Genomic DNA, 14,286 nt, shown 5'->3' with positions numbered 1-14,286 from the left:
ACGATCAGCGCTCCTGGAAGGGCAGCAGGATGCTCGATCGGTGGTCGCCTCCACAGTGCACGCGCACCCGGGTGGCGTACCGCTGCGCCGGGCGGTCGATCGGGTCGTCGTGCAGGAACGGCCCGCAGCCCTTCATCGCGTTCTTGAAGTTGGACATCGTCACCGCGTCCTTGAGCTCCGGGTTCTCGTAGTCCCGGCCGCCGATTGTCACCGCGAGCGTGTGACCGGCGGGAACGACGATGCAGGTCGGCCACACCTCGACGTCGACCTCGTACACGGTGCCCGCCTCGACGGGCAGGGTGCGCGAGTGCGTGTGGATCGGCCGCCACTCGGAGGAGGCGGCCTCGTCGAGCTCGCGGTGGCTCAGGCGCAGCCACCCCATGCTGATCGGCGCGTTGGGGTCGACGGCACCGGCGAAGGTGACCTCCTTGCCCTCGCTGTCGAACAGCCGCACGGTGAGGAAGATGTCGGCGTCGTCCGAGTCGGTCGACACGAACAGTTTCGCCGAGACCGGGCCGCTGACCTCGCGGTCGGCGTCCGACACCGGGAGCCGGAACGTGACGTCCTGCTCGCCGGAGAACTCGACGGATCCCGCCTCGGCCCCGCCCTTCTCGACGAGGTCGAGCCGGACCGGGTCGAGTTCGAGGCGCTGCCACGCCGTCTCGGGCAGCGGCCACGCGGACGCGGCCCGCTCCTCGTAGACCTCGCCGGGCGAGCGGACGAGCAGACTCACGGGCGGGCGCTGGTCCCAGCCGTTGTCGACGCCCTTGAGGAAGTGGTCGAAGAACGCGAGCTGGATCTGTCGCCCGTAGTCCGTGTAGTACGTCGTCCAGTGCTCCAGGCCATGCATCTCCAGCCACTTCTGCGCGCTGCCGGCGCGCAGGAAGCCCTCGACGTTGCCGCGCAGGTGCAGCCCGGAGCCGCCCCAGTTGCCGGCGCTGAGCAACGGCACCTCGATGTTCTCCAGCACGCCGGAGCGCTCGCGGTACCAGTCGTCGAGCAGCGGGTGGGAGCGGATGATCGCGCCGAAGTCGCTCCGGTTCGCGGCGAGTTGGTCGTCGCTGAGGGTCTCGTCGCCGCACACGTTCAGACCGGTGATCGGGTTGACCGGGCCACGGTCACCGAGGCCGTACTGGACGACCTTGATCTGCTTGTCGTACCAGTGCTCCCAGAACGTCGACAGGATGCCGCCGTGGTGGGACGCGTCGCGGTAGAAGTCGCTCGCGCCCTCCCAGATACAGACCGCGGCGAGACCGCGTGGCCGCTCCGACGCGACCTGCCACTGGTTCATCCCGAAGTACGACACCCCCGAGGTGCCGACCTTGCCTGTCGACCAGGGCTGGTCCGCCGCCCACTCGATGCACGCGACGTAGTCAGCCGTCTCGCGTGCGGAGAAGTGCTCGATGTAGCCGGGCGAACGGCCGCAGCCCCGGGAGTCGACCCGCACGACGGCGTACCCGTGCGGCACCCACTTTTCCGGGTCGACGACCTCCCAGTTCTGGTACGCGCAGGAACTGCCCTCGGCGACGTCGGGGTGGCTGCTCGACAGCGCCTCCCACGCCGTGGGGTAGCCCTCCTGGAAGGGCAGACCCTTGGCGTACGGGCCGTAGCTGATCAGCACCGGATACTGTCCGGGCTGTTCCGGCAGGAACACGTCGGCGGCGAGCGGCAGGCCGTCGTCCATCGTGATGGTGACGTCCCACAGGATCCGCATGCCGTCGCGGACCTCGTCGATGCGGGCGTTGGTCTCGGTCACGGTCCGGTACGCCTCGCTGCTCACGGGATGTGGACGATGAGGTCGACGCTGAGGTCGCAGCCGGGGACCTCCTGGAAGCCCTTGGGGATCTCGTAGAACCCGGCGGCGGGCAGCCCGTTGGTGAAGGGCTCCGGCCAGGCCTGGAAGACGGCGGGTACGTCCTCGAGGTCGGACAGGAACAGGTCGGCGCGGACCGCGTTCTCGATCGACGTGCCGGCGGCCGTGCAGATCGCCGCGACGTCGTCGTGGATGCGCCGTACCTGGTCGACGATGTGCCGGCGGGTGTGCGGCAGGCTCCGGGCGAGGGCGCTGTCGGGCGCACCCGAGGCGGTACGTCCGAGCTGGGTGGAGAGGAACAGCAGGGAGCCGCTGCGGACGGCCTGGACCTGGTGCCCGATGGGCGCGAGCGCGTTGTCGGTGTGCACGATGTGGCGGTCGCCGCCGTGCTCGGGGCGCGCCACGATGACGTAGATCTCGACGTTGCCGCCCTTGACCCCGCCGATGCCGGAGACGGGGACGATGGTGCGCGCCGGCGGCTCGGTCGGCCAGTGCTTGGCCCAGACCTCGTCGATGGCGGGCAACTGCCGGACGCCCTCGGGCGTCAGGTAGATGACGACCTTGATGACGTCGCTCCACTGTCCGCCGGCCGCCTCCATCGTGATGCGGATCTGGCGCAGCGTCTCGTCGGTCTCCGCGGCGACCTGGTTGCCGTACCAGATGTGCTGCGGCACCCGGGCGTTCGGGTGCAGACCCGATTCGAAGTCGGTGGGGATGAAACCGGCGCTGAACAGGTACGGGCCGGACTCGACACCGACCGAGTAGCCGCCGAGCGGGTTGTGGACGTCATGCGCGTACGCCCGCTTCTCGATGCCGGAATCGTTGAGCAGCGAGATGAGCTGAATCTCGATGTGGGTGTCGGTGGCGAGGAGACGCTCGACGGGCAGCAGGCAGCTCGCCGGGCGGTCGGACAGGAGGAACTCGTCGCGGCCCTGGATGTAGGAGTGCGCGCCGAAGCGCCAGTCCTCCCAGTGGGTCTGGTAGCGCGGCGTCCACTCCGGGTCCAGGCGACCGTCGGTGTGGAAGGTCGGCTGCCACTGGTTGATGCACACGCCCTGGTCGAGGCTCGACCCGGCGACGGTGAGTGCGGAGTCGAGGCGGCGGTACACCTCGCGAACCTGCTTCTTCACGGGGTGGCCGCTGTGCAGCGGCAGGCCGGGCTCGACCTGGGCTGCCTCGGCGAGCCCGCCGTTGTCGAAGTCGGTGGCGCTCATCGAGGCGGTGAACGCGAACGGGCCGGCGGTGACGACCGGGCTGCTCGGGTACCAGTCAGGGAAAGACGCGTCGGGTACGTCGTGGACGACGCGGGGGCTGTTGTGGGTCATAGCGAGGTCTCCAGGGTTGTGGTGCTCGAAGCCGTCTCGAAGCCGTTTCAGAGGGTCTGGCCGCCGTCGACCATGAGCGTCTGGCCCAGGACCATCTCGTTGAGCGGGCTGAGCAGGAAAGCGGTGGGCAGGATGAGCTCACGGGCGTCGAGGATGCGGCCGGCCGGGATGCCCGCGACGACCGACGCGGTGAAGCCCGGGTCGGCGAAGAGCGCCTCGTTGACAGGCGTCAGCGTCGCGGTCGGGCCGATCGCGTTGACGCGGACGCCGCGCGACGCCCACTCGACGGCGAGGGTCTCGGCGAGCATCGACACGGCGGCCTTGCTCGCGTTGTAGCTCGACCAGTCGGGGAAGCCGCGGCGGGCGAAGCTCGAACTGGTCAGGACGATCGAGCCGCCCTCGGTCATCCGCCGGGCCCCGCTGCGGGCCGTGATGAACACGCCGTTGATGTTCGTGTCCACGACGGAGCGGAAGTCGTCGGCGCTGACGTCGAGAGCGGGCTGGACGACGGCGATACCGGCGTTGGCGACGACACCGTGCAGACCACCGAAGGTCTCGACGGCGCGGTCCATTGCCGCCTCGACGGCAGCCTCGTCGGTGACGTCGGCGATGGCGTACGCGAACGAGGGGCCGGCCTGCTCGGCGACGGCGGCCAGTCCTTCCGCACGCCTGGCGACACCGAGCACGTTGGCGCCGAGTTCGACGAGGCCGAGGGCCAGAGCCTGCCCGATGCCGGAGTTGGCGCCGGTGACGACGATGGTGCGTCCGGTGAGGCCGAGAGCCTGCCCGAGCGTGGAGCGCAGCGCGGGGTCGATGAGAGTCGTCATGTCAGTGGTCCATTTCCGGCGCGCCGAAAACGCGCTTGATGAGGCGGGTCCGTTCACGCTGGAGCACTTTCTGCAACTGCTCGGAGGGCAGGTGCTCGTCGACTGTCGAGTCCGACAGCAGGTCCTTGCCCGCGAGGATCTCCTCAAGGACGAGAAGCCGGTCCTTGGTCACCCACAACTCCTCGGCGAGGCCCGCGATCATCCGAACAAGATCGTCGGTCGTTGCGTTCTCCAGGTACTTGGGAACTTCCATGACTTCCTCTCAGGGGTGGCGCGGTGCCCGACCGACGACGCCCGGACGCAGGCGTTCACAGCGAGCGGCGGTAGGGGATGTCGACCCCGCGCTGGCTTTCTCGAGATCGAGGGCGTGGTGCCTCAGGCTGCGGGCTTGACGCCCTTGGTGATCCACGGGTAGTTGGCCGTGCCCACGCTGTATTCCTGGACGTCGACGAACCCGGCGGATTCGAGCAGTGCCCTGCGGTCGGTGAGGAGCGCGCCACGCCAGAACGGCTCGTTGCGGTTCTCCGTCTCCCAGTCGAGCACGACGGAGCGGAAGAGGTTCTCGTGCTCGCTGTAGGGCGCCACGTCCGCGACCAGGAACTCCCCGCCCGGCTTGGTCACCCGGAAGGCTTCCTGGACAACGGCCTTGGCGGCCGGCGCCGGGATCTCGTGGAAGAGGATGAAGGCCGAGGTGAGGTCGAAGGTGTCCGCGTCGTAGCCGGTGGCCTCGGCCTGGGCCTGGCGCAGGTTCCACTCGAAGCCACTGCGGGCGGCGATGAGCTTGGCGTGCAGCAGCTCGCTCGCGCCGAGGTCGACGCCGTGGATCTTCGCGTTCGGGTAGGCGCGCTGAAGCGCCAGGGCGTAACGGCCGGTCCCGACGCCGAGTTCGAGGATGTTGTCGTAGTGGTCGCGGTTGCCCTCGACGGCGGCCACGTAGCGCAGGTCGGAGAAGTGGTCGCCGGGCTTGATGGCGCCGATCCCGCCGGTCGCGAAGATCAGGTCGTAGACGTAGTCGTGGATCATAAAGCCCATGTGCTCGTGGCCGTCCCAGCCACCGGGCGTGAGGTGGAACTCCGTCGTCCAGTAATCAGGGATCTCGACGTCCGGGTTGAGTTCGAGCACCCCACCCTTGTCGGCGTTCGCCTCGTACTCGGCCCGGATCTCCGCCTCTCCGTCCTGGTACGCCTCCAGCGCCGCGACGTACTGACGCTCGGCGATGACCCGGGTGTAGAAGCGGTCCCAGGCAAACGACCTGGAGTTGCCGAGCAGTTCGTAGCCGAGGCGCAGCCGCTCGCGGGCGCCCTCGGGGAGGGTCCTGCTCTCCAACTGCTTGTCCAGCGTCCGCTCGGCCGACGCCTGCAGCTCCCGGCCGCTCCACGCGGCCAGATCCGCCAGCAGGTTGAAGTTGGCCCGGCCACGCTGCTTGAGACCCGTCTTCACGTTCGTACCTCCAAGTGCGAGCGCCGCAGATTCCTTTATATGTAACGTCTTTCCGCTGGGTGCAGCGTAGCGATGTGATCGTCGGCTGGACAAGAGGCCGACGCAACTCGAACAGCCGCTTTCACCCTGGTCAAACGGCCTATTGGCCAGCCGTCCGCTCCCCCAGCCGCCGGCCCGCGTCCTCGGCCGCGATGAAGGCGAGTCCGAGTGCCGCGAGCAGCCCATTTCCGGCCAGATAGCCGTCCGCTCCCCTACCGCTGATGCCCACGGCGGCGCCACCGGCCGCGTAGAGCCCGGCAATGGGAGCACCGGCGCCATTGAGGACGCGCGCCGTCGCGTCAACGGAAAGCCCTCCCTGAGTGTGGAAGAGCGCGGGGCGCACCTCGACCCCGTAGAACGGAGCGACCAGGTCCACGTCGCCCCAACGGGAGCGCCCGTACCTGTCGGTCTCGCCGAGACGTCCGGCCGCTGCCTGCGTGAAGGACGCCTCAAGCCGGTCGGCGGGCAGGCCCAGCCGCTCGGCCAACTCGGCCACCGAGTTGCCCTGCCGCAGCACCCCGGACTCCTTGGTCTGGCGGAAGTCCTCGAAGGCGAGGCAGGCGTCGTGGATCCGCTGGTCGAAGATGATGAACGCGCGGTTGTCCGGCTGGGTGAGTTCGAGGGCGGCGAACTCGGAGTAACCCTGCGTCTCGTCGGCGAAGCGGTCCCCGCCCGTGTTGACGATGAACCCGCCGTGCATCACCGTCGCCCAACCGACGAGCGTGCCGCTGAGCGAGAGCGCACCATGGCCCTGGTACGCGTCGATGCAGTCGACTGCCGCGTCGAACGTCCGCCCGATGCGCAGGGCGTCGCCGCGCGAGGCTTCGCTGCCGTGGTAGACGGCGCCGGCGATCTCCGGGGTGTGCTCGGCGATGAGCGCCGGGTCGGCCCCGAAACCGTTCGTCGCGAGGACGAGGGCGTCGCAGGAGATCTCCTCCCGCGTCCCGTCCGGCTGCTCGGTCACGGCGATGACGACGTCACCCTCGTGCCGGGCCGTCACCAGGCGCGCGGGGACGATGACGTCGATCCCCCGCTCCCGGGCGACACGGTGGAGCATGCCGAGCAGGATCGTGCCGTGCCGCCCCGGCACGGTGTGGCACCGGTGCCGCGTGTGCCCGGGGTACTCGAAGTCCGTGACGAGTTCGAGCGGGAGTTCGAGCGAGTCGGCGAGCCACTCGACGAGGGGGGCCGAGATCTGACTCAACGCCTCGGTGACGACCGGGTTGGCACGCCCCTTCGTCTTGCGCCGGACGTCCTCGGCGAAGGTCTCCGGCGAGTCATCGACTCCCGCCTCGCGCTGGAACCGCGATCCGGCACCCGGAATCATGGCTGTCGACATCGACGTGTTGTTGGCCCGCAGAAAGTGCTCGTTCGCGTCGATCACCGCGACCGAGAGACCGAGCTCCTGGGCCCGCAACGCCGCGACGATGCCGCCGCCCGCGCCAGCCACGAGCAGGTTGACGTCCGCCATCTCATTTCCTCCTTCGGGTGCCCGAGAGGCCACCTCAGTGCTGTTCGTCGGGCACCCTGACGCGTCGGAACGATGCCCCTGGCCGACGGTCGGCGATCGCGAGACCGATCCCGCGTGGCGAGTCGTCGTCGGCGAGCGAGCTGAAGCCGTAGTAGTACAGGTGCAGCCGGCCGTCGACCGGGACCAGCCGGGTCGCCGCCGCTCCGAGGCTGTCCCACGCGCCGGGCTCCCCGGCGGTCAGGACCGGACCGTCGGACTGGTGGTGCCAGTGCCGGCCGTCGTCGGAATCGGCAGTCGCGACCGAACGGCCGTGGTGCTCGTCGAGGCCGGTGTAGAGCATCAGCCAGCGACGCCCCCCGTCGAACGGGTTGGGGAGCACCTGCCTCGTCACGATGCCCCCCTCGTCCCAATGCCGTACGCCGTCGGCCCAGACGAGCGGGCCCACCTCGGTCAGCACGACCCCATCGGTGGACGTGAACGTGTCCGTACGGAACGAGCCGAGGTCGAGGGTCGGTGAGGTCGTCTGGACGTAGAGCGTCCCGTCGTGGTCACCGAAGACGTTCGGCCACGCGCAGTAGAGCCGGTCCGGCGGGTAGTCGAGCAGGGCGCCGCCGGTGGCCGGGCCGGGGACGCGGGTCCACGTCACCCCGTCCGGGCTGGTGGCGTGCCCCGGGCGCATCCCGAGACCCGTCACCGCACCGAGCGCCGTCCTGCTCGCCCGTTCGGTCAGGTCGCCCCCGAAGTACCACAGATGCCAGAGCTGCCCGTCGAAGGTGACGTCGGTGAGCCCGACATGGGAGGCGTCGAAGCTTGTCGGGTCACCGCTCGGGGCGAACACCGAGCCGAGTTCGTCCGGGCCGTCGTACCGCTTCCACCGGATGCCGTCGCGCGAGGTCGCCAGTGCGACCCGCCCGGACCCCAGCGTTCCCGGCGCCGGCCGGTCGTAGGCGCGGTCGCGGCAGTAGTACCACATGAGCCAGCCGTCGTCGGTACGGTGCACGACGGCACCGCCGACCCGGTAGTCGTCGCAGCGACCGGCGGGGCCGGCCCCCAGGACGAACCCGTCCATACGCATCGTGCGGTCTCCCATCCCCACGCAGTCCTGCCGGGTCTCTTACTCGCTGGTGAGCGGGCGCCGCTGGTACTCACCGCGGGGCTCGCCCTGGATGGCACCGTCGACGAAGACGTGGTGGCCGCGCACGAACGTGTCGGTGACCGATGCGGACAGCTCGAAGCCCTCGAACGGCGTGTACTCCTGCGTCGACAGGGAGTCCTCGGCGCGTACGGTCCACGACCGGGAGTCGTCGACGAGGCAGAAGTCCGCGTCGTACCCCACCTTGATGACGCCCTTGCGACCGGACAGCCCGTACCGCTCGGCGGGGTTCCAGGCGGTGAGGGCCGCGATCCGGTCCCAGCCGAGGCCACGCTTGCGGCCCTCGCTGATCAGCGCCGGCAGCAGGTACTCCGCGCCGCCGAAGCCGGACTTGGCGACGAAGACGTTGTCGCGCTCGGACCCGAACTTCATCTCGTCACGGCAGCAGGCGTGGTCGCTGACCACCCAGTCGATCTCGCCGGCGAGGACGTGTTCCCACAGCCCTTCGACGTCGTCACGCGAGCGCAGCGGCGGGTTCACCTTGCCGCCGATGCCGGACGCGCTGTGGTAGTCGGCGACGAGGTGACCGATAGTGACCTCGCGGCGGAAGTTGATGTGCGGGAACGTACGCGCCATGAGCAGGGCAGCCTCGACGGCCTTGCGTCCACTCAGGTGCAGCAGGTTGATGTTGGCCAGCTGCGTCTCGTGCGCGAGGTAGGAGGCGATGGAGATCGCCAGTCCCTCGGAGTGCGCCGGCCGGGAGGCGGAGTACGCCTCGAGCCCGGTCAGCTGACCCTCCTGCTCGACCATCGCGGTGTACGCCGACATGATCTCGGCGGTCTCGCAGTGCAGGCTGAGGGAGATGGAGTCGGCGATCTGCGGCGCGGCGTTGCGGGCCGCCTGGATGCCGCGCATGACGAACTCGAAGTGCGCGAGGTCGTAGCGCTCCCCCTCCGGCGTCATGAGGAACGAACTCTGGTCGGCCGACCGGCCGTGCAGGCCGTAGCCGCCGTAGAACATGAAGATCTTGAACGACGAGACGCCGTGCTCCTCGATGAGCTCGGGGATCTCGCTGATGTGTTCCTTGGACATCGGCGCAAGGTGGAAGGCGTAGTCGATGTACGCCCGGCCCTGGGTGCGCTCGAGGACCTCGGGGAAGAAGTCCCGGTACGCGCCGGACTTGTTGAGGTAGTACTGCCCGGTGCGGATGTAGTTGAGGCCCGTCGTCACGCCGCCCTGGGCCGCCGCCTTCGACTCCGTCTCGGCGTCGATCTCCAGCGGGTTGTAGATGCCCCAGTGCTGGTGGGCGTCGACGACACCGGGCAGCGCGAGCTTGCCACCACCGTCGACGGTCGTCGTCGCTGTGGCATCGCCGAGGTGACCGACGGCGGCCACCCGCCCGTCGGTCACGGCGATGTCGGTGAGCACGGTCTGCGGCGACTCGTGGGTGACGAGACGAACGTTGCGGACGATGAGGTCGTAGTTCATAGCTGGCCCTCCTGCGCGGCACTGGTGTTCGCGGAATCCGCCGCGTCGTCGAGCGACGAGAGGACGATTCCGACGTCGCTCAATTCGTCGAGAGCCAGCGAGTGCGCGGCGATCCGCGCCACCACCGTCTCGGGAAGGTGCCGACCGGCGTTGTCACGGAACTTGAGGGCGACCTCGTCGTCGGAGAGCGGGTTCTCTGGACCGCCCCTGTTGACGAGGACCCGCTCGGTGACCTCCGAGCCGTCGACGAGTTCGGCGGTGAGGACCGCTGGGAACTGGCTGGGGAAGATCTTGGTGCACTCGTCGTCGGCGACGACGCTCACCTTGTCCATGATCTCCCGACGTGTCGGGTCGACAGCGAGTGCGTCGGTGTAGTCGTCGAGGGCGACCCCGAGGCCACCGCCTCCGCCGAGCAGGCCGACGGCCACCGCGTACGGGCCCGAGAACTGGGCCTGATAGCCCGTGGTCGGGCGACGCTTGCCCTCGATCGGCTCGCCGATCGTCCGGATCACCGGCGCGGGAGCACCGAGGGTGAGGCGACGTACCTCGCGGTGGTCCACTCCGCGGCGCCGCAGCCCTGTGGCGGCGTCGATGGCGGCGTGGGTGAAGTGGTTCGCGGGGTACGGCTTGAAGAAGATCCTGGGCACCTCCCACTCGGTTCCCAGGCCCTCGACGATGGCGGCGGGGTCGAACTCGCCGCGCAGGAACGCCTGGAAGAACCCGAACCGTCCTTCGAGGACTGTCGGCGGCCCCGTGATGCCCCGGCTGACCAGGTCGGCGGCGGTCACTGCGGAGTGAGCGGCCCAGCCGCAGTGCAGTCGCTTGACGTTGCCACCGGTGCGGTTGGCCTCGATGATGCCTGCGGCCATGGACGCCGCGACGCCGAGGGAACTCGTGAGCTGTTCCTCGTTCTGACCGAGGATGACACCCACTGCCACTGCCCCACCGAGGGCACCGCAGATCGAGGTCGCGTGCTGCCCGTGCTCGAAGAACACGGAGTTGCCGGCCTCCCGGTCGTAGCCGGCCATGCCGATGCGGACGCAGACCTCCAGGCCCACGGCGATGGCAGTGACAGCCGTACGCCCATCGGCGCCGGCACGCTCGGCGGCGGCAAGCACGCTCGGCACGATGCTCGCGCTCGGGTGGAGTACGGACGGCAGGTGCGTGTCGTCGTAGTCGAGGGAGTGCGCGAGCACCCCGTTGCCGAAGGCGGCGAGCGCGGCGGGAACCCGGTGCGGCACGCCGATCGCGCGAGCCTGAGGAGCACCGCCCTGCTCGGCGACGTAGTCGATGACCGCCCGGCTGCTGTCGAGGCTCTGCGCCGCGATGCAGATGCCGAGGGTGTCCAGGACCCGCTGCCGCACACTGGCAACCACCTCGTGGGGCAGATCCTCGTAGCGGGTCTGGGCGGCGAAGCGCGCGATCGTCTGCGCGAGGGTCACCTCATTCACCGGTCGTCACCGCCAACGGGCGGATGGGCGAGCCGGTCGCACCGTAGAACTTGAGCGGCGAGGCGACGAAGACGAACTCGTGCACGCGCTGGGCGGCGAGATCCTCAAGGTCGAGCGTCTCCATGATGTAGATGCCGGACTCGACAAGCAGCACCCGGTGCGCGGGCAGGACACTGTGCCCCGCGCCGGGCCGGAGGCACTCGAAGGCGATGGTGTCCGCGCCCGCGGCGAGGACGCCCCGCTCCGCGAGCCAGCGCGCGCCGGCCTCGCTGATGCCCGGTACGCCGGAGTCGCCGCCGATGAACACGGAACGGTCCGGGTTGTCGAAGTGTCGACCCCAGCCACTACGGATCAGGACGACGTCGCCGGCCTCGACGGACCCGCCCTGCCGTTCGAGGGTGGCCTCCAGGTCATCGGGCGTGATCTCGTAGCCGGGAGCACACCCTTCCGGGGTGCCGAGGGCCGTCGGTACGTCGAGCAGGACGCCACGGCACACCATTGGGGGAATGGTGTGCGCGCCGAGCTTGGCGAACCGACCGCCGACGGAGGCGTCATAGGCGTCCGAGCCGTCGACGAGGCGACCGTCCTGAGACACGTGGGCGAAGGCATCGATGTGCGTGCCGACGTGGGTGCCCATCGTGATGATGTCGTTCGAGGCGGAGCCACCGTCGGCCCGCACCATGTCCCCGTGCCGGCGCGGCAGCGCGTGCCAGTAGTGCGGGTGGTTTGGCGACTGGGGCATTCCCACGAAGAGAAGCCGACCTAGGTCGAAGACGCGCACCCCCTTCCGCACGGCTTCGATCAAGACGTTGTTCGGCACGTGACCCCTGCCCCTCCGCTCTCGGTAGGGCACTGTTGGCCCTCTTTGCCGTCCGGCCCCCGCCGTCGTGGTGAGGGAAGACTAGCGGAGAAAAACGCAGAGCGGAACATAGTTGCGCCACATGGAACAATGGCTTGGTCGACGGGCTTCAAGCGCCGATTTGACCGCTCCTGCCGGGTTGCCCGTTAAGCCGCACATCTGGCAGCTCTGCCAGTCGTATACGCGCAGGTAAGTCAATAGGTCTGAGGGTTGGCTCGCCAAGCCGAACGGTTGATTCCGAGCTGGCTGGGCCCCGGTTATCCGAACCAATGTTCCACCTACAGGAATGCTCAGGTCTAGCGTGCATGAGGGTTCGATGCCGACGAGAACGCACAAACGTGGGCTGCACGGCGATGGCCTGAGCCGGTGCGCTCCCCTTTCGGGACCACACGCACGGCCGCTTCCTGCCACGATCTTGGCCATGCGCCTCTCGTCCGGCCTGCTCGTCGGATCCGCCGTGGCTGGTCTGCTCTCGATCGCGGCGGCGCTGCTCGCCATGCCTGCCGCGTCGTTGCAGTTCACCCTCGTCATGTTGCTCGCCCTACTCGGGTACGTGCTGCTGGAGCGAGGTGCACGTCGAGTGAGGTGGCCGGTCGCCGTTGGTATCGGGCTACTCGCCGCGGTAGCGACGACGAGGCTGCTCTGGTGGCGGGAGCAGGCCGACGAAGCGGGCTGGCTGACGTACGGCCAAGGGGTGGCGACGATGGCCATGTCGGAGCCGGCACGGGAGATGATCGACCGCGAAAGGCTCGCCGCCCTCGGCCTGCTGCTCGGTGTTGTCTGTCTGGCGGCCGGCGCGCTGGCGTTGCCGGCGCGCGGCAGGCGGCGAGGTGCGGTGACGAGCGTCCTCGCGCTGACGCTGCTTACGTGGCTCGGGCTGAGCCTCGGGCGCGGCAGCGACCGTCAACCGCTGCTCGACCTAGCTGCGACGGTGTGGCCGGCGCTGCTCGCAGCCGTTGTGGCCATAGGAGCATTCGCGCTGTCAGGGTGGCGGGCCGACAGACATTGGCTGCTCCCGCTGGGGTTGTTCCTGCTGTCAGTCGCAGCGGCTCACGCCTGCTCGGAGCTGGCAACGGCATGGTCAGACTGGGTGATCGCGACCGGACCTCCAAGCGACGCGTTCCTGGAGCCAGGGATGAGGGTGAACACGTCGGCGGACAACTTCCCTCAGGTGTCGTGGGCCGTTAGCGCCGCAATCACGCTCGCCGGTGTGGGGATGGTGGCGGTTGGCGCATCGCGCAGCTCCCGCGAGGCTGACGCCGCATAGGTCCACAGGCAGTCGTACACCTCCGGCCCTGACGGCCGTCCGGGTGCCGGCCTGTCCCCCATCACCCGGACAGCGGCCGCCCCCAAGGCAACCGGCTACCACAAAACCCGAATCAACTGTCGAGCTTGATGATGAACCCCTCATCCGCGCACGCCGTCTGCAACCCCGAAACGTGCGTGCCCATCGGCCCGATGAACGCCAACGCTCCACCGTCGTCCTCGGGCATCTGCTGCACCCGCCACAGCAAATCCATCAACGCCGTCCCATGCTCACGGATCTTGTCGTGTCGGGAGTCCTCGAAAATCTTCCGCGCCTCCCGATACTCGGCCTCCGACAGATCGTCGTCGCCAGCGTCGGAGCCCTTCGGGCTGCCGTCGATCTGCTTGTCCTCCGACATCGCCTTACACGCGGCAATGCCCGAGTCCTCTTTGATGAACCGGTCGTAGACGGCGTACCCGCCAACAGCGAACACCAACACTGCGGAGATGCCTGTCGGCATCTCTCAGCGTCGGTGGTCGCGGTCCGGCATCTTGAGGACCAGATGAGGACTGCTGCCGGCCGCGCGCGACAGGCCCTAAGCCTTGATTGGTGCGGCCGACCTGGCGGCCTGCTCGATCTTCGCGCAGTAGGCTGCACGGGCTTCCTCGTCGATCTGCTTCTCGTGTTCGGCGCGCAACCCGGTCCGGCCGTCGAGGCCCTCGCGCAGGATATCGGCGTGCCCGGCATGCCGGATGGACTCGCCGAGGACATGGACCATGACGGCGAACAGGTTCGTGTCGGCATGAGGCTCCGGCCACCACGGCACGTGGCCGGGGGCGTCGAGGGGAAGCTCGTTGATCGTCGCGTCCGAGTGTTCCCACGTGCGCCGGTAGAACCCGATGATCTGATCGCCGGTCTCGTCCTCGGTCGCCCACAGATCGCTGCCGTTGGAGTCCTGCCACCGGGGCAGCGGTTCCGGGGAAGGGCGGTCGAAGACCTCGCCGAAGTACCTGGCCTCGACGGTGGCCACGTGTTTGACCAGGCCGAGGAGGTTGGTCCCGGTCGCTGTCAAAGGTCGGCGGGCGTCGTATTCGGACAAGCCGTCGAGTTTCCAGAGCAGCGCCTTGCGGTCCCGCCGCAGTCTCCCGTGCAGGTTGGCTTTCGCGAATTCATCGTTCATGCGGCACGAGCCTGCCATGGGCTACTCGTGGTCTCAAGACCTCGACGCGGTTCG

At 68.9% G+C, this 14,286-nt stretch carries 13 protein-coding genes; 1 reads left to right on the top strand and 12 read right to left on the bottom strand.

Annotation, left to right across the window (positions count from 1 at the left end; all coding sequences use genetic code 11):
* Positions 1-4: 4 nt before the first annotated feature.
* The 10 genes from F4558_RS02865 to F4558_RS02820 all read right to left on the bottom strand — a co-directional run bounded on the left by F4558_RS02865 (position 5) and on the right by F4558_RS02820 (position 11,689).
* Positions 5-1,780, bottom strand: coding sequence for a CocE/NonD family hydrolase (locus F4558_RS02865; protein WP_209273161.1), 1,776 nt, complete (start codon positions 1,778-1,780; stop codon positions 5-7).
* Positions 1,777-3,138: a RidA family protein gene (locus F4558_RS02860; RefSeq protein WP_053653319.1), complete on the bottom strand. Its 1,362-nt coding sequence runs from the start codon at positions 3,136-3,138 to the stop codon at positions 1,777-1,779. Before F4558_RS02860 ends, F4558_RS02865 begins: the two co-directional genes overlap by 4 nt.
* Before the next feature lie 47 nt (positions 3,139-3,185).
* Entirely contained in the window at positions 3,186-3,965 is a 780-nt protein-coding gene (locus F4558_RS02855; protein ID WP_053653320.1) for an SDR family NAD(P)-dependent oxidoreductase, read from the bottom strand.
* A 1-nt stretch (position 3,966) separates the two neighbouring features.
* Complete coding sequence (locus F4558_RS02850) at positions 3,967-4,218, bottom strand: hypothetical protein (RefSeq protein WP_053653321.1); 252 nt, start codon at positions 4,216-4,218, stop codon at positions 3,967-3,969.
* A gap of 122 nt (positions 4,219-4,340) precedes the next feature.
* Positions 4,341-5,405: a class I SAM-dependent methyltransferase gene (locus tag F4558_RS32040; RefSeq protein WP_053653322.1), complete on the bottom strand. Its 1,065-nt coding sequence runs from the start codon at positions 5,403-5,405 to the stop codon at positions 4,341-4,343.
* A gap of 139 nt (positions 5,406-5,544) precedes the next feature.
* The gene (locus F4558_RS02840) at positions 5,545-6,915 is read right to left on the bottom strand and encodes an FAD-dependent oxidoreductase (RefSeq protein WP_053653323.1); all 1,371 of its coding nucleotides are present in this window, start codon (positions 6,913-6,915) and stop codon (positions 5,545-5,547) included.
* Positions 6,916-6,949: 34 nt separating this feature from the next.
* Entirely contained in the window at positions 6,950-7,990 is a 1,041-nt protein-coding gene (locus tag F4558_RS02835; RefSeq protein WP_157552337.1) for a glycoside hydrolase family protein, read from the bottom strand.
* A 39-nt stretch (positions 7,991-8,029) separates the two neighbouring features.
* The gene (locus F4558_RS02830) at positions 8,030-9,496 is read right to left on the bottom strand and encodes a dihydroorotase (protein ID WP_053653325.1); all 1,467 of its coding nucleotides are present in this window, start codon (positions 9,494-9,496) and stop codon (positions 8,030-8,032) included.
* The gene (locus tag F4558_RS32035) at positions 9,493-10,947 is read right to left on the bottom strand and encodes an MmgE/PrpD family protein (protein ID WP_053653326.1); all 1,455 of its coding nucleotides are present in this window, start codon (positions 10,945-10,947) and stop codon (positions 9,493-9,495) included. The genes F4558_RS02830 and F4558_RS32035 overlap by 4 nt, the downstream gene beginning before the upstream one ends.
* Complete coding sequence (locus F4558_RS02820; protein ID WP_082377325.1) at positions 10,940-11,689, bottom strand: cyclase family protein; 750 nt, start codon at positions 11,687-11,689, stop codon at positions 10,940-10,942. The genes F4558_RS32035 and F4558_RS02820 overlap by 8 nt, the downstream gene beginning before the upstream one ends.
* Before the next feature lie 574 nt (positions 11,690-12,263).
* On the opposite strand from F4558_RS02820, the gene F4558_RS02815 reads away from it, so the two are divergent.
* Positions 12,264-13,073 (top strand): aminopeptidase, encoded by an 810-nt coding sequence (locus tag F4558_RS02815; protein WP_312877264.1) that lies wholly within the window; start codon positions 12,264-12,266, stop codon positions 13,071-13,073.
* A 112-nt stretch (positions 13,074-13,185) separates the two neighbouring features.
* Here the strand turns inward: F4558_RS02815 and F4558_RS02810 are convergent, their stop codons facing one another.
* Positions 13,186-13,572 (bottom strand): hypothetical protein, encoded by a 387-nt coding sequence (locus F4558_RS02810; protein ID WP_167943088.1) that lies wholly within the window; start codon positions 13,570-13,572, stop codon positions 13,186-13,188.
* 75 nt (positions 13,573-13,647) lie between these two features.
* A complete protein-coding gene (locus tag F4558_RS02805; protein WP_053653330.1) occupies positions 13,648-14,232 on the bottom strand; it encodes a DinB family protein in 585 nt (194 codons plus the stop codon).
* Positions 14,233-14,286 lie beyond the last annotated feature (54 nt).

Source organism: Micromonospora profundi, assembly GCF_011927785.1.
GTDB classification, from domain to species: domain Bacteria; phylum Actinomycetota; class Actinomycetes; order Mycobacteriales; family Micromonosporaceae; genus Micromonospora; species Micromonospora profundi.
Note: the sequence above shows the minus strand (reverse complement) of the source record. Positions and strands in the feature narration are given on the sequence as shown.

Bases quoted from the DNA above. Each gene is read 5' to 3' on its own strand.
- F4558_RS02860 (WP_053653319.1), bottom strand. From the start codon at position 3,138: ATGACCCACAACAGCCCCCGCGTCGTCCACGACGTACCCGACGCGTCT.
- F4558_RS02855 (WP_053653320.1), bottom strand. From the start codon at position 3,965: ATGACGACTCTCATCGACCCCGCGCTGCGCTCCACGCTCGGGCAGGCT.
- F4558_RS02850 (WP_053653321.1), bottom strand. From the start codon at position 4,218: ATGGAAGTTCCCAAGTACCTGGAGAACGCAACGACCGACGATCTTGTT.
- F4558_RS02840 (WP_053653323.1), bottom strand. From the start codon at position 6,915: ATGGCGGACGTCAACCTGCTCGTGGCTGGCGCGGGCGGCGGCATCGTC.
- F4558_RS02835 (WP_157552337.1), bottom strand. From the start codon at position 7,990: ATGCGTATGGACGGGTTCGTCCTGGGGGCCGGCCCCGCCGGTCGCTGC.
- F4558_RS02830 (WP_053653325.1), bottom strand. From the start codon at position 9,496: ATGAACTACGACCTCATCGTCCGCAACGTTCGTCTCGTCACCCACGAG.
- F4558_RS02820 (WP_082377325.1), bottom strand. From the start codon at position 11,689: ATGCCCCAGTCGCCAAACCACCCGCACTACTGGCACGCGCTGCCGCGC.
- F4558_RS02810 (WP_167943088.1), bottom strand. From the start codon at position 13,572: ATGCCGACAGGCATCTCCGCAGTGTTGGTGTTCGCTGTTGGCGGGTAC.
- F4558_RS02805 (WP_053653330.1), bottom strand. From the start codon at position 14,232: ATGAACGATGAATTCGCGAAAGCCAACCTGCACGGGAGACTGCGGCGG.